We start from the raw sequence: 25,279 nt of genomic DNA on the forward strand, positions 1-25,279 counted from the left end.
AAGTTAGTCGCATCAATTAAGCGCACCAGTTAAGAGCGTTTTTTAAGGTTGTTTGGCAATTTATGAAGCTGATTTATCATAAGCTCTGCCGCTTTTTGTTCCGCAATTCGGCGGCTCTCGCCGGATTCAACAATATCAGGGCAGTTGCTAATATTGACTTGGCAGCGAACCACAAAGATTTGGTTGGGCGCGTTGCCTTGCGTCTCCATTAATTCATAATTGGGCAACTCAATCTGTTTGGATTGTAGCCATTCTTGCAATCGGCTTTTGGCATCTTTAAGCACTTTTTGGTCATTGACATTGTCGATTAAATCGCCGTACCACATGAGAACGCAGCGCCTTGTCGTTTCCAAATTTTGAGAATCCAAATAAATCGCGCCGATTAAGGACTCAACCGCATCGGCTAAGATGGAGGCGCGATTACGACCACCGCCTTTGCGCTCGCCAATTCCTAATATTAAATGATTGGACAAATCAAGGTGTTGCGCGATGGTAACGAGGGTTTCTTGACGAACGAGCGTGGCACGCATTCGAGTCAAGCGACCTTCATTTTGTAGCGGGAACCGATGATAAAGCGCTTCGCCAACAATCATCCCAAGCAGCGCATCGCCCAAAAACTCAAGGCGCTCGTAGTTTTTTTTGCTGTCAAAAGAGCGGTGCGTTAAGGCAAGCTTCGGCAATGCAGGATTTGCAAACTCATAACCAAGCCCTCGATTTAGCACGCTAAGCTTTTGTAAAAACTCGGTGCTCACTGACGGCAAGTCCGTTTCATCTTGAGAATCTTTGGAGGATGGCTGAGGTAAAATCGATTTCATGCGTAAGCTTAATTGTCCTTTGGCTAAATTTGGCGTTGGCTTTTAAAACTAATCGGTCGAACCTTTTGGCGTAATGTCACCTTCAAAACGGCTGACGATATCAATATTGCCAAAAAAATTATTGGTTTTACTATACTGCTTTTTAATCGCTAGCTGACCTGGAGTTTTACTGGTAAAAACAAACAACTCTTCAGCTTTAGCGTCATGATTGGCATTAATCGCCAACTGCTTGTCAACGCGCTCGGTAAATTGCTTTGCCGTTTGATTGCTGTTATTGGCTTCTGCTAACTGAGCGCTTAACACTTTATTCAACTGATAATCACCAATTTGCGCCGGAACAATGGCAATAAATAGCTTAATAGCGACTGCAAAGGCAATCACAAAAAACATGATGCCAGTCACGCTGGCACCGCGCTGAGCGCTCAAAGATAGCCGTCTCATGATTCCTCTGTTTAAAGCCTAATTATTTTAAAAGATCAACATTTATTATTAATATCAATGCTAATCAATCTTCCCATTTCGGCTAAAGCTTGGCAAATGTAGCCCTGGTGGCTTATGCATCCAAATATAAACCGCTTTTCCGGCTAAATTGTCATCGGGAACAAAGCCCCAAAATCTGCCATCAGCGCTGCGATCGCGGTTGTCACCCATCACAAAATACTGACCTTCAGGGACTTTAATTTGCCACTGTGTGCCGCCAGACTCAACTACGTTTGGCGACTGCGCTTGTAAAAATGGCGCATATTGCGAGCTGTTCATCCCCGGTAAATAACGCGCTAAATGCTGATGCTTGCCTTGCGTTTCTTGAAAATACTGGGCGTGATCTTCTTCTTCACGACCAAGCATTTGCGCTTGGGTTTCGCTTAGCATTTGCCCCGGCGCAACTTGCCCAACTGGGTACAATTGAGAAGTCAACTCAGCATCGGCATCAAAGTTCACCGGCGTCGTTTTTACCGGAACATTATTAATCGCAAGCTGACCTTGATTGTAGCTGACGGTATCACCTGGTAAGCCAATCACACGCTTAATATAATAAATATTGGGATTTTCAGGATAGCGAAATACCATCACATCGCCATGCTCAGGGCTTCCGGTATCCAGCACTTTATTGTAGCTCAGCGGCAAGCGGACGCCATAAGCAAACTTATTGACCGCAATAAAATCACCGGTATAAAGGGTTGGCACCATGGAGGATGACGGAATATTAAACGGCTCAATCAAAAACGAGCGAACGATCAGCACCACAGCAAGCACAGGAAAAAAGTCATAAGCCCAGCGCACCGGCAAGCTTTCTTTACCACGACCATAAGTGGCGCGCTGTTTTAGGCGAAGTTTATCCAGCAGCCAAATTGCCCCTAAAACAAGCGTTAGCGGCACTAAAATAATATTAAAGTCAAAATCCATAAACAGCGACCTTTAAGGCGTAGGTTATCCATTGTCCACTTGCAGCACCGCTAAGAAGGCCTCTTGTGGAATCTCCACATTACCCACTTGCTTCATGCGCTTTTTGCCCTCTTTTTGCTTGGACAACAGCTTTTTCTTGCGCGACACGTCGCCGCCGTAACATTTTGCCAAAACGTCTTTACGCATGGCTTTGACCGTGCTGCGACCGATGATTTGACTACCAATCGCCGCTTGAATAGCCACATCAAACATCTGCCGCGGGATCAGCTCTTTCATTTTGGTCACCAACTGATTGCCTCGGAATCGCGCTTGATCTTGATGGCAAATCATCGCCAAAGCATCGACTTTATCGCCGTTAATCAATACGTCAACTTTCACCAATTTATCTTGTTGATAACGCTCAAAATTATAATCAAGAGAAGCAAAGCCGCGTGATACCGACTTTAAGCGGTCAAAAAAGTCCATGACCACCTCGCCCATCGGAATATCAAACACCAGCTGAACTTGTTTGCCCATAAAGCGCATGTCCACCTGAACGCCGCGGCGCTCAATACAAAGGGTCATGACGTTACCCAAATAATCTTGCGGAACTAAGATATGACAGCGCGCAATTGGCTCGCGAAATGATTCAATGTTGTTGGGTTCTGGCAGCTTTGAGGGGTTATCCACATAAATCACATCGCCATTTTTTTTCTCGATTTCATAAATGACCGAGGGCGCGGTGGTGATCAAATCCAAATCGTACTCGCGCTCAAGCCGCTCTTGGATGATCTCCATGTGCAGCATTCCTAAAAAGCCGCAGCGAAATCCAAAGCCTAGCGCGTCCGACGTATCCGGCTCAAAAAATAGCGCGGCGTCATTAATTTGCAGTTTTTGCAGCGCTTCACGGAATTTTTCAAAGTCACTTGAATCGACAGGGAAAAGTCCCGCGTAAACCTGCGGCGTGACCTGTTTAAAACCAGGGATGCGCTCAACGTCCGGCGTTTTGGCAAGGGTAATGGTATCACCCACCGGCGCGCCCGCGATGTCTTTAATTCCGGCGATAATAAAACCAACTTCGCCTGCCTCAAGCTTTCCAGTATCTAAAGGCTTTGGTGTAAAGACCCCGATAGAGCTGACCAAATGCGCCTCTTTGGTCGATTTGATATAAATTTTATCGCCAGTTTTGACCGAACCTTCACGAACGCGAACGAGCGACACCACACCCAAGTAGTTATCAAACCACGAGTCGATAATCAGCGCTTGCAAAGGCGCATCACGGTCGCCCGTTGGGGCAGGGATCACCTCAACCAATCGCTCAAGCAATTCTTCAACGCCAAGACCGGACTTTGCGGACACGCGCGGCGCATCAACGGCATCAATACCGATAATATCTTCAATCTCTTGAATGACGCGCTCAGGCTCAACTTGCGGCAAGTCAATTTTGTTTAGAACCGCCATCACCTCAAGACCTTGGTCAACCGCCGTGTAGCAGTTAGCAACCGATTGCGCTTCAACGCCTTGCGCGGCATCAACGACCAAAAGCGCGCCTTCACAAGCGGCGAGCGATCGCGAGACTTCGTAAGAAAAATCCACGTGACCGGGGGTATCAATGAAGTTGAGCTGATAGCGCTCACCATTTGGATGGTCAAAATAAAGCGTGACCGATTGCGCCTTAATGGTGATGCCGCGCTCACGCTCAATGTCCATTGAATCAAGGACTTGCGCCTGCATTTCACGGTCTTGAAGCGCGCCGCACATTTGAATAAAGCGATCGGCAAGGGTCGATTTGCCATGATCAATGTGCGCAATAATAGAAAAATTACGAATATTAGCTAATGCAGTCACAAAGCGCCTACTAAATAAGGAAAATAAAAAGGGTCAAAAAACGAAGCTTTACGCGGTATTCTAGCAGTTTTAGCGGATAAAGTAAGGCGAATTTGACAGCAAGCGTTTGATTTATCATCAAACTCTAACCAAGCTTTTCTTAAAGCTCCAAATCTCACGGGTAAAGTTTTAAAACTGCAATCTTAACTCAACGCTTTTTTTAGACAAAAAAAAACCAACCTATAAAAGATTGGCATTTTTAAATTTGGTGGCGATGGAGAGACTTGAACTCTCGACCTCACGATTATGAGTCGTGCGCTCTAACCAGCTGAGCTACATCGCCTTTTAAGGCTCGGTATTATGCTAAAAAAAGACGCTTTCGTCAACCCCCAATTTAGCAATTTTTTCAATCCGTACTGATTTTTGATAACTTTACTGCAAAAAAGTCTTGGTAAACCGATAAGCCGGGTTCTGTCGAGGACGATCATTCATCTAGGCGCACAATCGCTTGTGCGCTCAAGCAACCTACCCGCATTGGACGCGGGCCGCGCCATCAATGCCTATTTGGTCTTGCTACGCGTGGAGTTTACCCTGCCGTAAGCTATTGCTAGCCACGCGGTGCGCTCTTACCGCACCCTTTCACCCTTACCTTTAAAAAAAGGCGGTCTGCTCTCTGCTGCACTGGTCGTCGGGTTGCCCCGCCCAGCCGTTAGCTGGCACGCTGCCCTTTGTAGCCCGGACTTTCCTCCCCCGATGGTCTGAAAAATCAGTCATCAGCGGCGATCGTCTGGTCTACCAAGCGCGCTAGTATAGCAAATTATACTTAGATTAAAAATAGGCTATGATAGAAAGTTTGCTGGTAAATTAAGCTCGGCTTGATGATCATCAATTTGATTTAAGATTAGCCAATGGCAATCGGGCGCATGATTTTTTAAATAACGTTGCAAAAATTCTTGCGTACTTTGGCTGATATCGGCGTCATCGTCGTGAATGGTGTTATAAATGAGGCTTTGCAGTTTGAATCCGCGAGATTGAACGGCTTCAATGCTCAGCAAAGTATGGTTAATGCTGCCAAGTCGCCCTGAGGTCACTAAAATAACCGGATAGCCTTGCTCGGCGATATAATCAAGGGTTAAGCAATCTTCCGTTATCGGAACGAGCAACCCGCCTGCGCCTTCAAGGAGTACCACGTCAAAATGATTTTGCAAAGTTTTAGTCGCTTGAGTAATATTATCGACATTTAATATGGCATTATCCATCGCAGATGCTAAATGCGGGGACGCGGGTTTGCTAAAGCAATACGGGCAAGTCGTGCCATCAATGTCAAACTCATTGAGCGGGATTTGCATGAGTTCACGGTGAGTTAAAATATCGTCGCTAGTGGCTTTTTGACCGTTTATAGCGGCGACGCCAGTTTGAACCAATTTTTGAGTCATGACGCTGATATTTTGCGCTATTAACGACCGCGCTAGCATTCCGGTTGCAATCGTTTTGCCAATATCGGTATCAATTCCTGAAATAAAAATAACCATCAGTTGCCTTTAGTTATGGCTTAAATTCAAATATTCATCAAGTACGCCAAGCAAGCCTTGGCAAAGCGCTTTAAGTTCGTCATCGGTAATCACATAAGGCGGCATGATATAAACCAGTTTGCCAAACGGTCGCACCCAAATGCCGTGACGAACCAGCAACGATTGAAACCGCGCCATATCAACGCTGTGGTCAAGCTCAATCACGGCAACCGCGCCAAGAACGCGGACGTCAACAACGTGCTGCCAATTTGCGGCGGCCGATAACTGCTCGCGCAGTTGGGATTGCAATCTTGCCACGCGATTTTCAATATCGTAGCTTTGAATTAACTCAAGTGAGGCGATTGCCACCGCGCAAGCCAGCGGATTTCCCATAAAAGTGGGGCCATGCATCAAGGCAGAGTTGGCGCTTTGGTGAATGGTATCGGCGATTTGGCGCGAACAAAGGGTTGCCGCAAAGCTTAAATAACCACCCGTCAGCGCCTTGCCAATGGTCATAATATCCGGCAAAACCTGCGCGTGCTCACAAGCAAACAGCCGACCGCTACGACCAAATCCGGTGGCGATTTCATCTAAAATAAGCAGCACCTTATATTCATCACAAAGCGCCCGCAACTGCTGCAAATACTCAGGGCTATAAAAGCGCATTCCGCCTGCGCCTTGGATAATCGGCTCGATGATAAATCCGGCAAGGTTTTGATGATGGCGCTCAAAAAATGCGCTTAACTCATCACGCTCGCTGTCCGTCATTGAGCGCTCAAATCCTGCCGTGGGCGCGGCAACAAAATGCTGCAACGGTAACTGATTGCCATAAAGGCTGTGCATTCCGCAAACAGGGTCGCAAATACTCATGGCGTGCCAAGTGTCGCCAAAATAGCCGGAGCGGGTCGAGGCAAATTGGTTTCTTTTTGGCTGATCTACCGCGATTTGATATTGTAGCGCCATTTTTAGCGCAACTTCTACCGCAATGCTGCCGCTATCGGCGTAAAAAATCGCCTCAAGATTGCTTGGCACCATGTCAAGCAGCTTTTTGCCTAAATCAATCGCCGGTTGATGGGTCAAGCCGCCAAACATCACATGCGCCATGTTTTCAAGCTGGTCAGTCACCGCTTGGTTTAGCTTGGGATGATTATAACCATGAACTGCCGCCCACCATGACGACATGCCATCAATCAGCCGCTTACCGTTTTGGGTAATTAAATAAACGCCTTCAGCTTTTTCAATAACCACGTTTGGATAGGCAGGCGGAATGCTGGCGTAAGGATGCCAAAGGTGACGCGAGTCAAAATCACTGGTTGGATAGCTTTTTGCGTTGTTTGCAAGTTTGGTAGAAAAAATGGGGATATCCTTATTATTATCTGTTAGCGGCTTTTTGCTGATATGGCGCATCTAAAATGACTACCATTTTTAAAACGCTCAACTGGTATAAATTTTTTTTGCTTGCTGCTCACAAGCTCACAGAGGCGGCAAAAAATTCATCCCAGCATCGATCGCTATGTTACTTTTATAGGAACTATATTGTTGGCTATACTATTGTCCCGTAATGCGTTTATATTTTGCCAATAAATCGCCCTCAGATTCCACGTAGTTGGGGTCTTTTGGGATGCAATCGACCGGACAAATCTCAACGCATTGCGGCTCGTCAAAATGCCCGACGCATTCGGTGCATAAGTCCGGATTGATGACATAAATATCATCGCCCTCCGAAATGGCATCGTTTGGGCACGCCGGCTCGCAAACATCACAGTTGATGCACTCATCGGTAATCAATAGCGCCATAACTGCTCCTTTTAACCTTGATTTTTAGGACTTTTTACGCGTTTTATTTAAAATTTAACCAAGCTTTTTGGTAAAGGCTTCTGCCACGCAAGGCGGCACAAATTTGTTGACATCGCCGCCAAGTTTGGCAATCTCGCGAATCATGGTGGAGGAAATAAACGAATAATTTTGCGCCGGCGTTAAAAATACCGCTTCAAAGTGCTCATCAAGCTCGCGGTTCATGTTAGCAAGCTGGAATTCATATTCAAAATCAGACATCGCTCGCAAGCCCCGAAGTACCGCCGTTGCGCCATTTTCACGCATAAAATCAACGAGCAAACCTTCGAAACCCACCACGGAAACTTGCGGAAATTCAGCAAAAACAGTTTTGACCAACGCCACGCGCTCATCAAAGTCAAACAATGGCTTTTTATGGTGACCGGACGCCACGGCGATAACCACCTCGTCAAACAGCTTAATCGCGCGTTTTACCAAATCCACATGACCATTGGTAATGGGATCAAAGGTTCCAGGGTACAAGATTTTGGTCGGAGCGCGCAGCGGCAGTGATGAGGTCATAAGCATTATCTAACGGTTGATTAGCAAAAAAAAGCGGCGGTTTTGATTGACCGTACCTTTTTTAAGCGCTAAAAATGGCACTTCGAAAACGGCGTCAATCTTAGTGCTTATGCTAGCAAATTTTGCGGCAACTTAACACCAATCTGCTACATTTGTCATTACCGCGGCAATACCCTCGCCGCCTAAGATTTGCTACAATTGAGCCTCGACTTGGGGCAGGTTTTAGCAAATATTTTTCGTTTTGCTTCAAGGATTACGTACGATTATAGTGAAAAAAGATTATGGCAAAAAAAGCAAAAAAACCAGACAATCAAATTTGTGCTAACAAAAAAGCACGGCATGAGTATTATATTGAAGAAACTTTTGAGGCGGGACTTGAGCTGCAAGGCTGGGAAGTTAAAGCCATTCGCGCGGGCAAAATGAGCATCACCGAAGCTTATATTATTTTTCGCAATAACGAAGCCTTTTTATTTGGCTCGCACATTCAGCCGCTGCTCTCTAGCTCAACCCACGTCAATCCTGACAATATTCGCTCACGAAAGCTGCTGATGCACCGCCGCGAAATTGACAAGCTCATGGGCGCGGTTAACCAAAAAGGCTATGCTTGCGTGCCATTGTCTTGCTACTGGAAAAATTCGCGGGTGAAATGCCAAATCGCGCTGACCATCGGTAAAAAACTTCACGACAAACGCAAAACACTAAAAGAGCGCGATTGGGAGCGTGACAAGCAGCGCGGCTTTAAACAGCATTTAAATTAATATTTTTAGATGTAATATTTTTAGATGATTAAAATTGCCGCATAAAAAAACGGATGACGTTTGCCATCCGTTTTTTTATTTTACTAACAATTAGAGATTAAGCCGCTATTTTTTCAATACGATTTGATGGCGCTCGGCGCAATTGCTTTATCCCATGAGCAATCAAAAACATAATCCCGATCCAAATCAAGCCGTAGCTGAGCAGCATTTCCATTTCAAACGGATTTCCTAAAATTGTGACTGCAAGCAAAAATAGCAGCGCCGGCTCAATATAGCTCATCATACCAAACACGTTGACCGGTAAAATTCGGCTGGCTTCCAAATTAGTACTCATGGCAAGAACGCTGAGCATCCCAAGACCAATCAGCATCACGATAAAAAAGCTTGATCCCGCAACCAGTGCCAAATTGCTTGGCGCAACAAACCATAAATATAGCAGCGCAAGCGGCGCAAAAACGGTCAAATCAACCAAAAGTCCGGTGACCGCTTCAATCTTTTGCACGCGGCGCATGATGTAATACATCGGATAGGTGCCGCAAACCCAAAGCGTTGCCCAAGATACGCTTTGCGTCCGAAAAATCTCACTTGCCACCCCAAGCGCAGCAAAGCCAACCGCAAACCATTGCAATCGGCTTAACTTTTCACCAAAAAGCACGCAGCCAAACACCACCATCATCAGTGGAAATAAAAAGTAGCCCATTGCCGTTTGAACGCCTTGACCGTTGACCGGCGCCCACATAAATAGCCAAAGTTGACTCAAAAAAATCGGCGTAGGCAACAGCAAAAGCGCCCATTGTTTGATGCCGCCCAAGTTAGCAAGCTTATTTAAATGGTATTTCAGTTTACCTGTCAGCAGCAAAAACCCAACCAATGCCGCCCACATCATCAGCATCCGCCAAATGAACACTTGCGTTCCAGACAACGGCTTAAGAAAGCTGCTATAGGCATAAAGCGCGCCAAATAAGACGTTAGATAGCACAGCAAGCGCCACGCCGCGAATGAGCGTTTGCTGGGCGCTGTCGCTTTGGTCAAAAGCTGCAAACAAGCGCTTTTTTGGGATCGCATTCATTGGGGTTAAGGTTGACATGTTGACGTCCTAAAAATCGAAAACTTTAAGAATAATGACATTGGTTTTTTGAATAATGGCGTCAGTTTACCGATTTTTTTTGCAATTATTTTTCTAAATTAACGTTAATTTGAATTAATTTATCTTATTTTTTATCAAATATTTATTTTTTTCTCAAAATTTAGAATGATATGATAATAATTATAAAAATAAGCTTAACACCTTACAATTTATAAGGGGAAGCTCAGTTTAAAAAGACAACTTATTTAAGGAAAAATGATGCTTGATGACACTGATAAAGCGATTTTAAATTTGCTTCAAGATGATGCCACCTTGCCGCTAAAAACCATTGCCGAGCGCGTTCATGTGTCGGTTGCCACGGCGCAGCGGCGAATCCAAGCGCTAACCGATAACGGCGTGATAACGCGGCAAGTGGCGATTGTTGACCCTAATAAGGTTGGATTTGGCTTAACGGCAATTGTGATGATTGAAATGGAGCGCTCAAACACACCAATGCAGCACCGCTTCGAGCGCTTAATGAATGCTCAGCCGCGGGTGATGAGCTGCTATGAGGTATCGGGCGATGTGGATTTTATGCTGTTGGTCAGCGCCAAAAACATGAGCGATTATCATGAATTTACCCGTAATATGTTCACTTATGAAAATAACGTTCGCAATTTTAAAAGCCAGTTTGTGATGAACTTTACCAAAAGCGGCACAAAGATTGCGCTTGATTGAGTCAAATTAACGCATTATTTATTTTGCTATCAATCACTTAAGTGACTTTTGCAGTGAATTTTATTATCAACTTGAAAGCGATTCATGATAAGATGAGCGCCTTTTTATCACGCCAATTTGCTCAAAGGTTGCCCCATGTCTGCTGATACCATCGCCCAATCCGCCTTTAAACACGGCACCAAGCCGCTTTATGATTACGACAAGCATTGGGCAAGCTGCTATGAGCCGGCGCCCTATTTGCCAATGAGCCGCGCTGAGATGGACGAGCTTGGCTGGGATGCTTGCGATGTGATTATCATTTCAGGCGATGCTTATGTGGATCATCCAAGCTTTGGTATGGCGATTATCGGCAGGCTTCTTGAGGCACAAGGTTTTCGCGTTGGGATTATTGCTCAGCCGGATTGGAGCAGCAAAGATGCGTTTATGGCGCTTGGCAAACCGGTTTATGCCTTTGGGGTAACGGCAGGAAACATGGACAGCATGATTAACCGCTATACCGCCGATCGCAAAATCCGTAGCGATGATGCGTACTCGCCGGGAAATATTGCAGGATTTCGTCCCGACCGCGCGGCGATTGTCTACAGTCAGCGCTGCCGCGAAGCGTATTCGGACGTTCCGGTGATTTTGGGCGGGATTGAGGGCAGCCTGCGCCGGATTGCTCATTATGACTATTGGTCGGATAAGGTTCGCCGCAGTATTTTGCTGGATTCACGCGCCGATATTTTGCTTTATGGCAATGCTGAGCGCGCGATTGTCGATGTGGTTCACGGCTTGTCCAAAGGCTATAGCTTTGAGCAAATGAGCAAAATCCGTGGAACGGCGTATTTGTCCACGCAAAACCGCCGCCACTGGCAAAATGATATGGTTGAGGTCGCAAGTAACGACGTTGATACTATCGGTCGCGTTGACCCCATCATCAACCCGTACGTGATGACCGAAGACGTTGACAGCTGTCAAATCGAGCAAGATAAAACAAGCTCCATGTCGGGGCAGTATCCGGGCTTTGTTGCCGAAAAAGTGACCAATAAAGTCTTAAATGCCGATGCCGTCAACGACGATATTCAAATCGTTCAGTTTAAAAATAAGCCAAAAACAGCGCTAAAACATACTTTAAAATTGCCAAGCCGTGACAAAACGGTCATCCGCTTGCCGGACTTTGAAGCCGTCAAAGCTGACCCCGTACTTTATGCTCACGCCAACCGCATTTTGCATTTAGAAACTAATCCCGGTAATGCTCGCGCCTTGGTTCAGCGTCACGGTTCAGGGGCAAGCGAAATTGACGTTTGGCTCAATCCACCGCCAATTCCGCTATCGACCGAGGAAATGGATTACGTTTTTGACTTGCCTTATGCGCGCCTGCCGCATCCCGTTTACGGTGACGCTCGAATTCCTGCGTTTGATATGATTAAATTTTCGGTCAATATCATGCGCGGCTGTTTTGGCGGTTGTACGTTTTGCTCCATCACCGAGCACGAAGGTCGAATCATTCAAAACCGCTCACACGACTCCATTTTGCGCGAAGTGGAAGCCATCCGCGATACTGCTCCCAATTTTACCGGAATTATTTCCGACCTTGGGGGACCTACGGCAAATATGTATCGGCTAAACTGTAAAGATGAAACTATTGAAAAAAATTGCCGAAAGCCGTCTTGCGTTTACCCGGGCGTTTGCGACAATTTGCTGACCGACCACAGCTCATTGACTCAGCTTTATCGCCGCGCCCGCGACATTAAAGGCGTGAAAAAAATTCTCATTGCCTCAGGACTGCGCTATGATTTGGCGGTCAAAGATCCTGAATACGTCAAAGAGCTGGTCACCCACCACGTCGGCGGCTACCTAAAAATCGCCCCTGAGCACTCCGAGGACAACGTTTTATCCAAAATGATGAAACCTGGCATGGGAACTTACGACGCCTTTAAAGCCATGTTTGAGCGCTTCAGCCAAGAAGCCGGCAAAGAGCAGTACCTTATCCCCTACTTTATCGCCGCCCACCCCGGAACGACCGACGAGGACATGATGAACTTGGCGATTTGGCTCAAGCGTCACGGCTACCGCGCCGACCAAGTCCAAGCGTTTTACCCAAGTCCCATGGCAACCGCCACCGCCATGTATCACTCGCACAAAGACCCACTGCACAAAGTCAACCGTGACGGCGGCGATGTCACCATCGTCAAATCGGGCAAACAGCGCCGCCTTCATAAAGCTTTTTTGCGCTATCACGATCCTAAAAACTGGGCAATGCTGCGAAAAGCCCTACAAGATATGGGTCGCGGCGACTTGATTGGCAAGCATCGCAGCTGCTTAATCCCGCCATTTAACCCGCAGCTTGAAGGTCGCGATGGTGAAGCTGCAAGCTACCAATCGGCGCGCAAAAAGAACAGCCGTGTCGGTAACGACTCCGTCAAACGCCAAGCCCACGGTAAAAATGGTCAAAGTAACCCTCAAAGTAGCACTCAAAAGAATAGCCAAAAAGCTAACCCAAATAAAACGACTAAAAAGCAACCGAAAAAAGGCAATTTTCAAACTCAGCACACCGGAATGCCGCCAAGACGCGCCAAATAAAATATGATTTTTAGGATAAAAGCTTTGTGAAAATAGCCTTTTGCAAAGCTTTTAAAAGCAAAATTAAAACTTACATTTTGTCGTCAATCAGGTAACTTGGCTAACAGGCGAGTGACAATTGCTAACATTTATGGGTAAATTTTTTCGTTATCATATTCTAAGTTTAATTAACAATATGACGCTTAAGATTATGGCAATGTCAACTTAAGCGTTTTTTATTCAATATTGTTCTTAAAAATTTTTATTAATCGTAACTTTTTTGATAATTTTGGAGATGATGATGACCAATACGTTAAAGCTTGCCGCTGCAATTCCTGCCCTTGCCCTACTTAGCGCCTGCGCGACAACCGCTCCAACGACGCCAAGCACTACGACACCAGCCGAAAGCGCAACCGACGTAGCTTATGACCGTATGGCACCTGCGCCTTATACCTGTACCGACGGCGGTAAAGTCATGGCAAAACAGTCGATCAACAAACAGCAAGCCATGCTAAGCGTCACCCTGCCAAAAGTAAACTGGGCAAATCAGCCTTTATTACTCAACGGCGGCATGAATGGCGACACCGCAAGCTACGTTAACGACTCAAACCCTGAAGTCGTTTATGCTTGGCACATGAAAGGCAATGAAGCCATCTTGGCAATGAAATGGGCAACGGGTCAAGAATACCAAGTGACTTGCAAAATCTAAGCATTTTAACGCCCTAAGTTAAACGTGCTAAGAACAGCCGTCAATCATTGATGGCTGTTTTTTTTGGACAAAAAGTGGCAAACTAGGGGTTATTTTTTAATTCAATTTTGGTTTTGGTTCAAAGTTTTGGCAAAAATAACCAGTAAACAAGGCGGCTCAGTAATGGTTCAGCGTTTATTTCGCGTTTCGATAATAACGGCGTTTTTGATCACCTTAAGCGCTTGCGATAATTCAAGCCATCAGACTGACGAGGTGGAAGCGAACAGCGAAGCCATTAGCAACACCAAAAGCAGCAATACCACAATTCACAGTAATGCCGCCGACATTACCGAAGTTGCCAAAACGCCTTCCGCTACTGGTTCGAATAAAGCTATTGATTGGTCAGCAATAGCCAGCAGTGAGCCGCCCGCTGACCCCGTTCATTATCAATATCCGTTTGCCATCGATAGCCAAAACGTTCGCGATTACGCCGAATATTTTAAAGTCGATAAACGAACCGCCCAATATAATCTCACCGTTGGCATGGCAGTCAATGAGCCACTAAACAAAGTCCTTGACCAACTTAGCACCAGTTACGTATCGCACGAGTTGATTGACGCGAAAAAAACCGCGCTGATTATCCATACCACGCCTGAGGTTCAGCCCTCAAAGTTCGATTACGTGATCCAAGGCGACTTTGGCAAAGGCTTAGTCTTGTCAGTTGAGATTAAGCCGGATGGGGTGAAGGGTGAAAATAGTGGCAATCCGCATAGGGCAGAATTAGGGATTTAAAAGCTCTTTGGAGTGTAAAAATAATTTAAATGGAATTTAATCACTCTTTAAACTATTTTTACATTAACACGTTATTGAGCATATATTAGCCATGATTAGCTTTTATTCAGAGGTATTGTTATTTATAAAAGTTCATCGTAATATAGAATCGTTGTGTCTTTTCTCAATAATGATTTAATTACTTGTGCAGCTATCTTGAATAAACAGCAATATGTTAGACTATCATTAGTTTTAGCTGCCCCCATTTTATTATTTAGTTTATGGCTATCACAGCAAGATTCTGTTTTTAGTAGCGGTCAGCTTGTAGATTGTGATTTAACCAATGACTATTGCTATCATGAGCGGATGCCGTTGGAAAGAATTAATTTAATATCTAATGATCCACTTTATTTAACTTATAATAATTTTTCATTAGTAGCCAATAATTATAAATCGAAAAACTTATTAGTATTACGTAATTTCAATTTTCCAATTAAAATTTATTTTAAAGATATTAATAGAGACAAAGATATAGATGTAACCCGACTTATCCCTGTTGAAGAATTGGAGAACCATTCATGCTCTATATATTTATTAACTAATATTGAATGCAAAAAGCCATTTTTTTCATTTGCGTCAAATTATGGACGTATAGAATTTACTAGTTTAGAAGACCAAGATAAATTTATCAAAAAAATTTCGCAGGCGCAATCAAATTTTGAAGATGATACTTTGATAAGAATTAGCATAGGTATTGGATTTTTTTTGCTTTTTTTTATTTCTTACTTAATTATTTCATGGCTAATACATTTTATAATCTATGGAGCTAAAATAAAATCATAAGATGCGCCTATATTCCAATACAATAGACCTATCATTTAAAAGTTAGCAAAAGGCGCCCTTATTCTGATCAAATTTCTTTAAATGGTTAGATTCAAAATCTTTCAACCATCCCCAAAAACTCCTCCTCACTCACCACTTTGACCCCAAGTTTTTCCGCTTTGGCAAGCTTTGAGCCAGCTTTTTCGCCGGCAAGCAGCGCCGTGGTTTTGGCAGAGATGCTGCCAGTGACTTTTGCGCCAAGCGCTTGTAATTTGGCTTTGGCTTCATCGCGCGCCATAGTGTGTAGCGTTCCTGTAATGACCCACGACTGATTGGCAAGCGGTAAGTTGTCCGCCGCCTGCGCCTGAACCGCGTCCCAATGAACGCCAGCGTTAATGAGCGCATCGATGACCTCGATGTTGTGCGGGGCGCGAAAAAAGTCAAAAATCAGCTCGGCGGTAATCGCGCCAACGTCAGGAGTAGCAAGTAATGCCTCAACGTCCGCGCTCATAAGCTTATCAAGCGTTCCAAAGTGCAGCGCTAAGTTTTGCGCAGTGGTCTCGCCAACGCCGCGAATCCCGAGAGCAAAGATAAATCGCGCTAAGGTGGTTTTTTTACTGGCTTCAATGGCGGCAAGCATATTTTGAACGGACTTTTCGCCCAATTTTTCAAAGTCAATCAGCGCGCTTTGGTGGTCTTTAAGCTTATAAATGTCCGCGGCATTTTTTATCAGCCCTTCTTCAAAAAAGCGAATCAGCCAGCGGTTGCCAAGACCGTCGATGTCCATGGCGCGGCGTGAGACAAAATGAATGAGCGCTTCGGTTTGCTGAGCGGGGCAAAACAAGCCGCCGGAGCAGCGAGCTAAGGCTTCACCTTCTGGCAAAATAACTGGCGAGCTGCAAACAGGACATGAGGTTGGCAAGGTGACCGGTTTGCTATCAGCTAGTCGATCATCAAGCCAAACTCGGGTGACTTTGGGAATAACGTCGCCTGCGCGGTGGACGCTGACCATGTCGCCTGCGCGAACGTCCAAGCGCTGAATCTCGCCAAAATTATGCAAGGTGACGTTACTGACGGTGACGCCGCCGACTTTGACCGGTTCAAGCTTGCCGACAGGAGTTAATGCTCCGGTGCGACCGACTTGCCAGTCGATTTGGTTGAGCCTTGTGATGACCGTTTCGGCGGGGAATTTGTACGCCGTTGCCCAGCGCGGCTCGCGCGATAAAAAGCCAAGCTGTGATTGCAAGGCAAGACTATTAACTTTTATCACCGTACCGTCAATTTCAAAGGGCAAATTGGCGCGGTTTTCAATGATGGATTCATAATACTCTTGGGCAGCGCGCGGATTGGCAACGATACGAACATTGCTTACGCTAAAGCCAATATCCCCAAGCCAAGCGAGCGCCGCCGACTGCGTGGCAATATCGCTTGGCAAGCCTTGATTGACCGAATAAGCATAAAAGGCAAGCGGTCTTGCGGCGGCAATAGCGGGGTCAAGTTGACGAAGACTTCCGGCGGCAGCGTTTCGCGGATTGGCAAAGGTTTTGTCGCCGTTTTCTTCTGCCAAGCGGTTGAGGCGCTCAAATCCGGCTTTTGGCATCAGCACCTCACCGCGAACCTCTAACAGCGCAATTTCTTTTGCAGCGCTTAGCCAACGCGGTAAATTGCGGATGGTTTTAGCATTTTGGGTGATGTCCTCGCCCACTTGACCGTCGCCGCGAGTGACCGCTTGAACCAGATTGCCAAACTCATATTTGAGTGATACCGCTAAGCCGTCAAGTTTGAGCTCCATTTCAAACTCGGGATTTTTTTGGCTGTCGCTTAAGCGGTCATTCACCCGTCGCATAAAATCGCCAAGCTCGTCATAATCAAAGACGTTGCCAAGAGACAGCATCGGAATGTCATGGGTGACTTGAGTAAAGGCAGACAGCGGCGCGTCCCCCACTTGATTGGTCGGGCTGTCTGGCTGAACTAAATCCGGATACGCCTCTTCAAGCTCAAGCAAGCTTCGGCGCAGCTGATCATACTCACTGTCCTCAAGGGTTGGATTATCAAGGACGTAATAAGCGTGATTATGAACTTTAAGCGTTTTTATCAGTGATCGCATGGTGGCAATCACGGCATTGTCATCAAGGGGCGCGGCGGTTTTTGGCAACATTGGGTCAGTCATAGCAAGTCAATCAATCGATAAAGTTAGCGTTATCATAGCAAGCTTTTTGCGCTTTAGGATAGTTCAAGGCTTGGGTAAAATGATGGTGAACGGCTCAAATTTTTAGCCAAAAAAACGGCGCTCAATGCCCCGTTTTTTATCACTAATGCACTTTTTATTTAATAGCGCTCATTATAATCGCGGACAAAGTTACGCAAGTGCTGCTTGTCTTCTGCTGAAATCGGCTGATTATTTTCATCTAACACTTCAGCATCCAAATCCCGCGCCATCATTGCCGCCACGCTCATCATGCTGTCAAATCCCATTAAGGCTTCCGGATGCGGCAAAGATAAAAACAGTACCAGTCCAGTATAAGTGTTGGTCGCGACATTATGCGGATCAAAGGGCGCAATGCCATTTTCAGTCATTCCCATCATGCTAAACCAAAGCATTCCTGTGCCGTCTTTGTTTTGGTAGCGGTGAAACATATTCATCGCCCCAAAGCGCAGACCGTATTTGTCCACGAGCGCCAACAGATCACGACCGCGAATGATGGTCGATAACCGCGTAGGATCAGGATTGGGCAAAATGGTGATGTTGATATTGTCTTCAGCATTTAACAAAGGTGCGTTTTGATCGTGCTCGGTCGATTGCATTAAGTGCTGATCTAAAATTGGGCTGTTTGCGGTAAATGCTGACTCACTCGCAGTATCAATCACTGGCATTAAGCTGTCGGTGGCGCTCATTAAACTTGAAAACGCATCGGAATCATCGGTTGACCCGTCTTGATAGGCTTTAGACAATTGCTCAAATTCAGCCTCATCCGCGCGCGCCTTGGCGTCTTGCCAGCGCAAATAGTCCTCATCTTGAGATTGGGCTGATTTTTTCGCTTGATTGCTTGAAGATTGGCCTTGATTTGCTTGAGCCTCAGTTGGCGTGTCGTCATCTTCAACAATGGCGTGCAGATATTGACGATCAGGAGCGATGGTCGTTTCGCCAGCGACCGCATCATCTAAATCAGGATCATCGACGATACTGCGCTCATGACGCGGGATGATCGGAATGCCATTTTTATCATAACTGACCGCCTCCATCGTCGCTGACGTTTGGCGGCGCGCCCCGCGAACCACCAAATAAATCCCTGCAATCACGATACAAACAGCAATAGCAATGAAGATAAACTGAATGGCGGTCATGGGCAAATTTCCTGAAACAAGTAAGGGGCAAGAAGGTGATAGTCTAGCATGGCTTCTTGGTATCGTCATCCATTGTCAGCAACGATTTTGCGCGCCATTTATCAAAGTTAATCAGCTTTCTAACGCTTTTTTAGCCCTCAAGATAGTGCTCAGCATCGCTTAAGGTTACGCTCACTTGCGTTGAGATTCCAGGCTGCGGCATGGTGATGCCTTTGAGCTCATCAGCAATTTGCATCGCAAGCTTATTATGACTGATAAAAATAAACTGAACGTCGCCTGCAAGCTCTTCAATAAGGTTGGTAAATCGGGCAACGTTGGCATCATCAAGCGGCGCGTCAACCTCATCAAGAACACAAAATGGCGCCGGATGCTGCTTAAAAATCGCAAAAATAAGGCTCAGCGCGGTTAAAGTTTTCTCGCCGCCTGATAACACTGCTAAACGGCTGTTGCGTTTGCCTTTTGGCTGAGCCATTAAGGTCAGCCCCGCCCGCCAAGCTTCGCGTTTTGACGTATCGGCGGGTAGCTCATCAAGATTTAAGCTCAAGCTTGCCTGACCGCCACCAAAAACTTTAGCAAATAAATTGGCAAGCTCTGAGTTCACCGCATCAAGCGTTTGTAAAAACAGCGTTTTGGTGGTGTCATCAATGGTTTTAATGGCTTGATTGAGCATTGCAATGCTGCTTTCGATGTCCTCAATTTGCGTCGTTAACGGCTCAAGGCGCGCGTTAATGTCGCTAAGCTCGGCGGCAGCGGCTAAATTTACCGCGCCAATTTTTAACAGCATATCATTTAACGCCTTAAGCTCGGTGTTAAGCGCAGCGATTTGTTCAGGTTTTGGGCGGCGCTGATGGGCAATAAAGTCGCTGGTTAAGCTTGCAATACTGACTTTCAAATTAAGCATATCAATACGCCGGCTGGCATCTAAAAGCCGCTCCTCGCTGACGGCAAGCTGACTTGCGGCAAGGCTTTGCGCTTCCTGCTTGACTTGATATTGCAGCTGTAATTGATCAAGCTCGGTCTTAAATTGGCTGTGCCCGTTTTTAAGGTCAGAAAGCTCCGATTGATATTCCGTTAACGCTTGCAACTCTTCATCAAGACTTAACGCTAACTCATTAACTTCACGCTCCAAATTGGGCAATTTTTGCGCAAGGTTGGTAAGCTTTTGCCGCAGTTGCGCTTGATATTGCGCCGATGTTGTTAAGTCCCGTTGGCGATTTTGCAGCGTGTCATGGTGATGACGAAGCTCAATTTCACTTTTTTGGATGGTAAGTTGCAGCGCTTGATACTCTTCATCGTTGGCTTTTTGCGCGGTGGTGATTTGCTTGATTTGTGATTGTTGAGCGTCAATGTCAGCGCGGACGTAATTAATCTCAATGTCACTTTCGGCAAGTTGCGCGTTAATCGTTTCTTGCTTTGCTAACAGACTTTTGGCTAAGCGCTCAATCTCATTTGCCTCAACCTCAAGCCTTGCTTTATCTTGCTGCAAGCGCTCAAGGTTTGATTTTTGCTGATTTAATTCAAGCTGAGATTGAGTTTGCTGCTGACGCAAATTTTGGTCAGTAAGTTGCAATTGGCTTAACTGACCGCTAATTTCATCGATACTAATCGTAAGGCGACCTTCCTCGCGCTGATAGGATTTTATTTTTGCTTGAATATCTTCAATTTGGCTATCAATCAGGTTTAATTCGTCATCAAGCGCATTAAGTCTAGTTTCTTGCGACAATCTTTGGGTTAAAAAGTGCTGATTTTCCGCGTCAAGTTTGTCGCGGGTAAAGCGGTTTAACTGAACCGTACCAAAGCTGCCAATAAGCCAGCCATCTTGGGTAAGCATCAGCGCCGATTTTGGCAACGTGCTTAACATTTCTGACCATTGCGCGGCATCAATTTCTGACATTGGCTTTAAGCACAAATAGCCGTTTTGCCAAAGCTGAAGTTTTGGGGCGGCAATCAAGGCGTTTAGGTCAATGAGTGGCTCAGGGATATTTTTAGCAAGATTATCCTCATTATCCGCCAACAACCAAAGACTATGGCGGATTGATTTTGGGTCATGATTAGCTTGGTAATGCAGCAAATCAGCTAGATATGGCTGCAAGCTTTGCGCTAAAGCGTCGCTTTTTTCGTTCGTGGTTAGCGCGTGAATCTTGGGTAAAATTTGACTGTCCAAAAACAAGGTCAACCAATAATCAAGCACTTCGCTTTGCGATTTTCCTAAATCGGTTAACTTAATTTGCTCGCGAAAAGATGACAAAGCGGTAGCGTTTTGGCTTGATAAAACCGTTTGCGTTGACGATGAGGTTAATCCGGTTTCTATTTTCGCGACTTTTTGATGAAGCAATCGATGCAGCGTGTCATACTCACCTGTGAGCTTGGCGCTTTTGGTTTCAAGGGTTTTGAGCTTGGTTTCCTCTGTTTTAATCATTTGACTAAGCACGCGGTACTCATCAGTTAAGAAGGCTTTTTGTTCACTTAAAGCAAGTTTTTGCTCATGATTGCGATCAAGCTGCTGACTGAGCGTTTGCAGCTGCTCGCTTAATGATGATTTTGAGTTCGTTGTTACCGCGTTTTTATCCCAAAGCGTTTGTAAAGCGTCGTTTTGCTGTTGCCATTTTTGTTGGGCGTTTTTTAGCTGCGACAATGACTGCTCATTTAAGGCTTGGTCTTGCTTGAGCTTTTGGTTGGTTGCAAGCATTTGATTTAGCGCTGATTGCGCCGTATCCAGCTTTTCTTGTAAGGGCAGTAATTGCGCGTTTTGCTCACGGCGTTTGATGGTCAGCTGATCAAACTTTGGCTTTAGCTGAGTCAGATGGGCAGACTGTTCTTGATAAGATCGCTCTAGCTGCTCAATATCGCGGCGGGCTTGTTGATGCTGATCATCGGCGCGGGACAATTGATGGCGCGATTGCTGCTCAGTATCTTTTAGCGATTGCAAGGTTTGATTGGCTTGTTGATGGTGCAGCTTGATGTCGTGATGCTTATCTTGCGCGTCATCTTTGAGCCAAGTGACTTGACTGATTTTGTCATCAAGCGTATTTTGTTTGGCTTTAAGCGTTTCGATTTCTGATTGCAGCGCAATCACTTCTTTTGAAATGGCATCCAAAGCAAGCTTATTTTCGTGTTGGTGGTGTTTGGCGTGATACCATTCTTGAATGGCAAGTTTTTCTTTGACCGCCTCAATTTGCACGATCAAATCTTGATAACGCTCAGCGCTGGCAGCTTGTTTGGTAAGGGCTTTTTGCTGACGGCTAAGCTCCGTTTGCAAATCGCTTAACCGAGCTAAATTTTCTTGGGCGGTGGTGAGCTGCTTTTGAGTTTCCTCACGCCGCGCCTGATAGCGCGATACCCCTGCCGCCTCTTCGATAAACTCACGCAATTGTAGTGGGTTTGAATCCACAATGCGCCCAATCATGCCCTGCTCAATGACCGCGTAACTGCGAGCGCCAAGCCCCGTCCCCAAAAATACGTCAATCACATCGCGGCGGCGAGCGCGCGTGCCATTGATAAAATAATCCGAGCGACCATCAAGATTGATTTGGCGCTTAATGGCAAGCTCATGGTATAAGTTTAGCTCATGTCGGATGCCGTGGGCTTCATCTTGCGTGTGCTCAAACACCAGCTCAACGCTTGCTACGCTTTTGGCGGCTTTATCTTGCGTTCCTGCAAAAATCACATCGCTCATCGCACCGCCACGAAGCTGCTTGGCAGAGGTTTCCCCAAGCACCCAGCGGATGGCGTCAATCACGTTGGACTTGCCGCAGCCGTTGGGACCCACAATCGCGGTGATGCCATGGCGAAAGCTGAGTGTCGTTGGGTTGGCAAAGGACTTAAATCCTGCCAGTTTTAAAGATTTTAAGCGCATGAGGGTAAAAGCTTTTGAATACGAAAGCAGCTATTTTACCTGAAAATGACCACTGTTTTCACTTGCAGCTTGTTTAAAACACCCCAAGACCACTTAACGTCAACTGAGCGCCAACAAACATGAGCAGCACCCCAAAGGCGCGCTTAAGCGTCGCCGCAGGCAACTGGTGGGCAAGCTTGGCACCAACTTTTGCCATCACAAAGCTGACCACGGAAATGCACAAAAATGCCGGAACGTGAACAAAGCCGATCGCCTCTTTAGGCAAGTTTTGGACGTGTTGACCAAACCAAGCAAAGCCAATTGCCCCCGCCACCGCAATCGGCAGACCGCAAGCTGCTGCTGTGCCAACCGATTGCTTCATCGACAGTCCCGCCCAATTTAAAAAGGGTACAGTCAAACTGCCGCCGCCAATCCCAAAGATGGACGACGCCAAACCGATCCCCGTTCCTGCGCCAAACTGAACGCCTGAGGAGGGTAACGGCTTGCCAAGCTGCTCTTTGTTAGAAAAAAACAGCATTTTAATCGCCATCAAAATCGCGCCAATCCCAATGATGGCTTGCAGCGCTTGACCGTCGATTTTTTCGGCAACGGCTGCGCCAACCAAACTGCCAATGACCAGCCCTGCGCCCATCACCCGCCAAATGTCCCAACGCACGCCGCCGCGCTTATTGTGCGCCATCATTGAGCTGATTGAGGTGATGATAATCGTCGCAAGGGACGTGCCAACCGCCATATGCGTGACCACGTCGGGGGAGAAATGATACGCGGTAAAAATCCAAACCAAAACCGGAACAATAATCAAGCCGCCGCCGACCCCAAATAGCCCCGCGCACGTTCCGGCAAACGCCCCTGCTATCACAAACCACAGATAAATCATTAATTACCCTACCCTTTATCCCTCTTTTTTTTTATCATAACACCAGCATTTGGCAAGCATCACAATCCTTTGAGTCACCCGCCAAATTTGACGAATAACCTTTTAGTATAGCAAACATTTTAATCAACATAATGAATAAGCTTATGCCGACCAATGCTGCGCTCTTATCCAAGCTCCACCACCGCCACTTTGAGGATTGTCCCTCGACCAACACTAAGCTGATTAATGATGTTAAATCAGCTGCTCTTGACGCCAAAGCGCTGCATCTGTTAACCGCAAGTCGCCAATCTGCTGGTCGCGGTCAACGAACGCGATCATGGCAATCGCCTGTTGGTAATGTTTATTTGTCGCTTTATCATCCGATCACCATGCCAGTTAGCGGCTTGTTGTCATTAATCGTCGGTCGGCGCTTGGTTGACATGCCAGTTATCCAAACCTTAAACCAACAACTTTTAGCGCAAAATTTAATCCCCATTCAAGTCAAATGGGCAAATGACTTGGGCTACTATCAATCCGATCAATCCATTCAAGAACAGTCGCCAACAATCAATAACGCTGATAATATTTTATATTTTAACAAGCTTGCCGGAATATTAATTGAGCCCGTTTGGCAACAAGGAAAAATGCTTGGCGTCGTGATTGGCGTTGGGCTGAACGTTAAAGCCACGCCCAAGCTAAACGACAATAACCGCGAGGGCATGAGTTATCACGCGCTAAGTCTTGCGGATATTACGGCGTTACTGGAAAAAAATTGCCAAAACCACGGTGAAAAAAACTCAAAAAACAGCATTAATTTGCCAAGTTTAAATGAGCTTTACCAGCAAATCAGCCAAGCCCTTATCCATGCCGTTGCTAACTTTGAGCAATTGGTTATTGAACAAAATCAAAGTCAGTCGCCAAAAACTTACGATTTTTTGCAAAAATTTAATCAAGTTGACGCGCTGCGAGGTAAATCAGTAATTATCAACCAAGACAGCGCTTGGGGTAATAGTGAAACCAGCCAAACCATGAGCGGAAAAGTTATTGGCATTGATGGCAATGGCTGTTTGCAATTGCAGCGCGATGACGGTAAGATTTGCGCGATTTTTACCGGAACGATTGATGTGATGGGCTAATTTTTTAATGAAAACGTCAGCCAATCATTCGCCTAAAAAAGTGCTCACCAAACCCTAAAAGGATGCCTATGCTTTGGCTTGACCTTGGTAATACCCGTTTAAAATACTGGCTGACCGATGAGCTTGGGCAAATCATTGCTCATGATGCCAAGCAGCATTTGCAAGCGCCAACCGAGCTTTTAATGGGGCTGACCGACCGCTTTGAGCAGTTTGCGCCAAGCTTTATTGGGATTTCTTCGGTTTTGGGCGAAGCGCTGAACGTTCAGGTTGCCAAAACCTTAAGTCGACTTAACATCGCCTTTGAGTTTGTCCATGTCGATGCCAAGCATCCGCTGATGACCAGCCGTTATGATGCCAATCAGTTGGGCTGCGACCGCTGGCTACAAATGCTCGGCGCCGTGGACAAATCCAAACGCCAATGCGTCATCGGCTGCGGAACGGCAGTGACCATTGATTTGATTGATCATGCGGAGCATTTGGGCGGTTATATTTTTCCCAATATTTATCTTCAGCGTGAGTCGCTATTTTCAGGAACCAAGCAAATTACCATTTCAAACGGCACGTTTGACAGCATTAGCGAGGGCACAACAACGCAAGACGCGGTTCATCGCGGGATTTTGTTGTCCATCGTTGGCGCGATTAATGAAATCAGCAACCGCCATCCCAATTTTGAACTCATCGTTACGGGCGGTGATGCCAATATTATCGCTCAGCATATCAACCGACCGGTTCGTATCCGTCACGATTTGATGCTAAACGGCTTGGCGCGCTACTTTGAGCAGCAATCGCCTTAGCCGATTTTAAGAATATT

21 protein-coding genes, 1 tRNA gene and 1 other RNA gene are annotated in these 25,279 nt (G+C 46.0%); 8 read left to right on the forward strand and 15 right to left on the reverse strand.

Features of this window, described 5'->3' with window-relative positions; genetic code table 11:
• Positions 1-29: 29 nt before the first annotated feature.
• The 10 genes from rnc to coaD form a co-directional block, all read right to left on the reverse strand.
• The gene (gene rnc, locus HF322_RS04245; RefSeq protein WP_169392159.1) at positions 30-815 is read right to left on the reverse strand and encodes a ribonuclease III; all 786 of its coding nucleotides are present in this window, start codon (positions 813-815) and stop codon (positions 30-32) included.
• Between the two features lie 48 nt (positions 816-863).
• Positions 864-1,256, reverse strand: a complete 393-nt coding sequence (locus tag HF322_RS04250) for a DUF4845 domain-containing protein (RefSeq protein WP_219848166.1) — start codon at positions 1,254-1,256, stop codon at positions 864-866.
• A 60-nt stretch (positions 1,257-1,316) separates the two neighbouring features.
• On the reverse strand, positions 1,317-2,219 hold the full coding sequence (lepB, locus tag HF322_RS04255) for a signal peptidase I (RefSeq protein WP_169392160.1): 903 nt from the start codon (positions 2,217-2,219) through the stop codon (positions 1,317-1,319).
• 24 nt (positions 2,220-2,243) lie between these two features.
• Entirely contained in the window at positions 2,244-4,046 is a 1,803-nt protein-coding gene (gene lepA, locus HF322_RS04260) for a translation elongation factor 4 (RefSeq protein ID WP_169392161.1), read from the reverse strand.
• 245 nt (positions 4,047-4,291) lie between these two features.
• Positions 4,292-4,368 (reverse strand) — tRNA-Met (locus HF322_RS04265).
• A gap of 101 nt (positions 4,369-4,469) precedes the next feature.
• Positions 4,470-4,824, reverse strand: an RNA gene (rnpB, locus tag HF322_RS04270) — RNase P RNA component class A.
• Positions 4,825-4,864: 40 nt separating this feature from the next.
• Positions 4,865-5,557 carry a dethiobiotin synthase gene (gene bioD, locus HF322_RS04275; protein WP_169392162.1) on the reverse strand — a complete coding sequence of 231 codons (693 nt, stop codon included), beginning with the start codon at positions 5,555-5,557 and terminating at the stop codon, positions 4,865-4,867.
• Positions 5,558-5,566: 9 nt separating this feature from the next.
• Entirely contained in the window at positions 5,567-6,943 is a 1,377-nt protein-coding gene (gene bioA, locus HF322_RS04280) for an adenosylmethionine--8-amino-7-oxononanoate transaminase (protein ID WP_169392163.1), read from the reverse strand.
• A 141-nt stretch (positions 6,944-7,084) separates the two neighbouring features.
• A complete protein-coding gene (locus HF322_RS04285) occupies positions 7,085-7,333 on the reverse strand; it encodes a YfhL family 4Fe-4S dicluster ferredoxin (RefSeq protein WP_169392164.1) in 249 nt (82 codons plus the stop codon).
• 54 nt (positions 7,334-7,387) lie between these two features.
• Positions 7,388-7,891: a pantetheine-phosphate adenylyltransferase gene (gene coaD, locus HF322_RS04290; RefSeq protein WP_169392165.1), complete on the reverse strand. Its 504-nt coding sequence runs from the start codon at positions 7,889-7,891 to the stop codon at positions 7,388-7,390.
• 281 nt (positions 7,892-8,172) lie between these two features.
• Between coaD and smpB the strand changes: the two genes are divergently transcribed.
• On the forward strand, positions 8,173-8,649 hold the full coding sequence (gene smpB / locus HF322_RS04295; RefSeq protein WP_169392166.1) for an SsrA-binding protein SmpB: 477 nt from the start codon (positions 8,173-8,175) through the stop codon (positions 8,647-8,649).
• Positions 8,650-8,746: 97 nt separating this feature from the next.
• Here smpB and rarD read toward each other — a convergent pair whose 3' ends face one another.
• Positions 8,747-9,718 carry an EamA family transporter RarD gene (gene rarD, locus HF322_RS04300; protein WP_375138526.1) on the reverse strand — a complete coding sequence of 324 codons (972 nt, stop codon included), beginning with the start codon at positions 9,716-9,718 and terminating at the stop codon, positions 8,747-8,749.
• A gap of 276 nt (positions 9,719-9,994) precedes the next feature.
• On the opposite strand from rarD, the gene HF322_RS04305 reads away from it, so the two are divergent.
• The 5 genes from HF322_RS04305 (at position 9,995) to HF322_RS04325 (ending at position 15,296) form a co-directional block, all read left to right on the forward strand.
• Positions 9,995-10,453 (forward strand): Lrp/AsnC family transcriptional regulator, encoded by a 459-nt coding sequence (locus HF322_RS04305; protein ID WP_223193161.1) that lies wholly within the window; start codon positions 9,995-9,997, stop codon positions 10,451-10,453.
• A 135-nt stretch (positions 10,454-10,588) separates the two neighbouring features.
• On the forward strand, positions 10,589-13,015 hold the full coding sequence (locus tag HF322_RS04310; protein WP_169392169.1) for a YgiQ family radical SAM protein: 2,427 nt from the start codon (positions 10,589-10,591) through the stop codon (positions 13,013-13,015).
• A 280-nt stretch (positions 13,016-13,295) separates the two neighbouring features.
• Complete coding sequence (locus tag HF322_RS04315) at positions 13,296-13,703, forward strand: hypothetical protein (protein WP_169392170.1); 408 nt, start codon at positions 13,296-13,298, stop codon at positions 13,701-13,703.
• 126 nt (positions 13,704-13,829) lie between these two features.
• The gene (locus HF322_RS04320; RefSeq protein WP_223193162.1) at positions 13,830-14,474 is read left to right on the forward strand and encodes a hypothetical protein; all 645 of its coding nucleotides are present in this window, start codon (positions 13,830-13,832) and stop codon (positions 14,472-14,474) included.
• Between the two features lie 153 nt (positions 14,475-14,627).
• Positions 14,628-15,296, forward strand: coding sequence for a hypothetical protein (locus HF322_RS04325; protein WP_169392171.1), 669 nt, complete (start codon positions 14,628-14,630; stop codon positions 15,294-15,296).
• A gap of 91 nt (positions 15,297-15,387) precedes the next feature.
• Here the strand turns inward: HF322_RS04325 and ligA are convergent, their stop codons facing one another.
• The 4 genes from ligA to HF322_RS04345 form a co-directional block, all read right to left on the reverse strand.
• Positions 15,388-17,445 (reverse strand): NAD-dependent DNA ligase LigA, encoded by a 2,058-nt coding sequence (ligA, locus tag HF322_RS04330; protein WP_169392172.1) that lies wholly within the window; start codon positions 17,443-17,445, stop codon positions 15,388-15,390.
• Positions 17,446-17,603: 158 nt separating this feature from the next.
• Positions 17,604-18,620 (reverse strand): cell division protein ZipA C-terminal FtsZ-binding domain-containing protein, encoded by a 1,017-nt coding sequence (locus HF322_RS04335; protein WP_169392173.1) that lies wholly within the window; start codon positions 18,618-18,620, stop codon positions 17,604-17,606.
• Between the two features lie 130 nt (positions 18,621-18,750).
• The gene (locus tag HF322_RS04340; protein WP_169392174.1) at positions 18,751-22,476 is read right to left on the reverse strand and encodes an AAA family ATPase; all 3,726 of its coding nucleotides are present in this window, start codon (positions 22,474-22,476) and stop codon (positions 18,751-18,753) included.
• A gap of 73 nt (positions 22,477-22,549) precedes the next feature.
• The gene (locus HF322_RS04345; RefSeq protein WP_169392175.1) at positions 22,550-23,353 is read right to left on the reverse strand and encodes a sulfite exporter TauE/SafE family protein; all 804 of its coding nucleotides are present in this window, start codon (positions 23,351-23,353) and stop codon (positions 22,550-22,552) included.
• A 143-nt stretch (positions 23,354-23,496) separates the two neighbouring features.
• Here HF322_RS04345 and HF322_RS04350 point away from each other — a divergent pair, with 143 nt between their 5' ends.
• Complete coding sequence (locus HF322_RS04350) at positions 23,497-24,468, forward strand: biotin--[acetyl-CoA-carboxylase] ligase (RefSeq protein WP_223193163.1); 972 nt, start codon at positions 23,497-23,499, stop codon at positions 24,466-24,468.
• Between the two features lie 68 nt (positions 24,469-24,536).
• The gene (locus HF322_RS04355) at positions 24,537-25,262 is read left to right on the forward strand and encodes a pantothenate kinase (RefSeq protein ID WP_169392177.1); all 726 of its coding nucleotides are present in this window, start codon (positions 24,537-24,539) and stop codon (positions 25,260-25,262) included.
• The last annotated feature ends 17 nt before the right edge of the window (positions 25,263-25,279 follow it).

The sequence above is a fragment of the Psychrobacter sp. MF31 genome (genome assembly GCF_012847335.1).
Classification (GTDB): domain Bacteria; phylum Pseudomonadota; class Gammaproteobacteria; order Pseudomonadales; family Moraxellaceae; genus Psychrobacter.

Bases quoted from the DNA above. Each gene is read 5' to 3' on its own strand.
- rnc (WP_169392159.1), bottom strand. From the start codon at position 815: ATGAAATCGATTTTACCTCAGCCATCCTCCAAAGATTCTCAAGATGAA.
- HF322_RS04250 (WP_219848166.1), bottom strand. From the start codon at position 1,256: ATGAGACGGCTATCTTTGAGCGCTCAGCGCGGTGCCAGCGTGACTGGC.
- lepB (WP_169392160.1), bottom strand. From the start codon at position 2,219: ATGGATTTTGACTTTAATATTATTTTAGTGCCGCTAACGCTTGTTTTA.
- bioD (WP_169392162.1), bottom strand. From the start codon at position 5,557: ATGGTTATTTTTATTTCAGGAATTGATACCGATATTGGCAAAACGATT.
- bioA (WP_169392163.1), bottom strand. From the start codon at position 6,943: ATGCGCCATATCAGCAAAAAGCCGCTAACAGATAATAATAAGGATATC.
- HF322_RS04285 (WP_169392164.1), bottom strand. From the start codon at position 7,333: ATGGCGCTATTGATTACCGATGAGTGCATCAACTGTGATGTTTGCGAG.
- coaD (WP_169392165.1), bottom strand. From the start codon at position 7,891: ATGACCTCATCACTGCCGCTGCGCGCTCCGACCAAAATCTTGTACCCT.
- smpB (WP_169392166.1), top strand. From the start codon at position 8,173: ATGGCAAAAAAAGCAAAAAAACCAGACAATCAAATTTGTGCTAACAAA.
- rarD (WP_375138526.1), bottom strand. From the start codon at position 9,718: ATGAATGCGATCCCAAAAAAGCGCTTGTTTGCAGCTTTTGACCAAAGC.
- HF322_RS04305 (WP_223193161.1), top strand. From the start codon at position 9,995: ATGCTTGATGACACTGATAAAGCGATTTTAAATTTGCTTCAAGATGAT.
- HF322_RS04310 (WP_169392169.1), top strand. From the start codon at position 10,589: ATGTCTGCTGATACCATCGCCCAATCCGCCTTTAAACACGGCACCAAG.
- HF322_RS04315 (WP_169392170.1), top strand. From the start codon at position 13,296: ATGACCAATACGTTAAAGCTTGCCGCTGCAATTCCTGCCCTTGCCCTA.
- ligA (WP_169392172.1), bottom strand. From the start codon at position 17,445: ATGACTGACCCAATGTTGCCAAAAACCGCCGCGCCCCTTGATGACAAT.
- HF322_RS04335 (WP_169392173.1), bottom strand. From the start codon at position 18,620: ATGACCGCCATTCAGTTTATCTTCATTGCTATTGCTGTTTGTATCGTG.
- HF322_RS04340 (WP_169392174.1), bottom strand. From the start codon at position 22,476: ATGCGCTTAAAATCTTTAAAACTGGCAGGATTTAAGTCCTTTGCCAAC.
- HF322_RS04345 (WP_169392175.1), bottom strand. From the start codon at position 23,353: ATGATTTATCTGTGGTTTGTGATAGCAGGGGCGTTTGCCGGAACGTGC.
- HF322_RS04350 (WP_223193163.1), top strand. From the start codon at position 23,497: ATGCCGACCAATGCTGCGCTCTTATCCAAGCTCCACCACCGCCACTTT.
- HF322_RS04355 (WP_169392177.1), top strand. From the start codon at position 24,537: ATGCTTTGGCTTGACCTTGGTAATACCCGTTTAAAATACTGGCTGACC.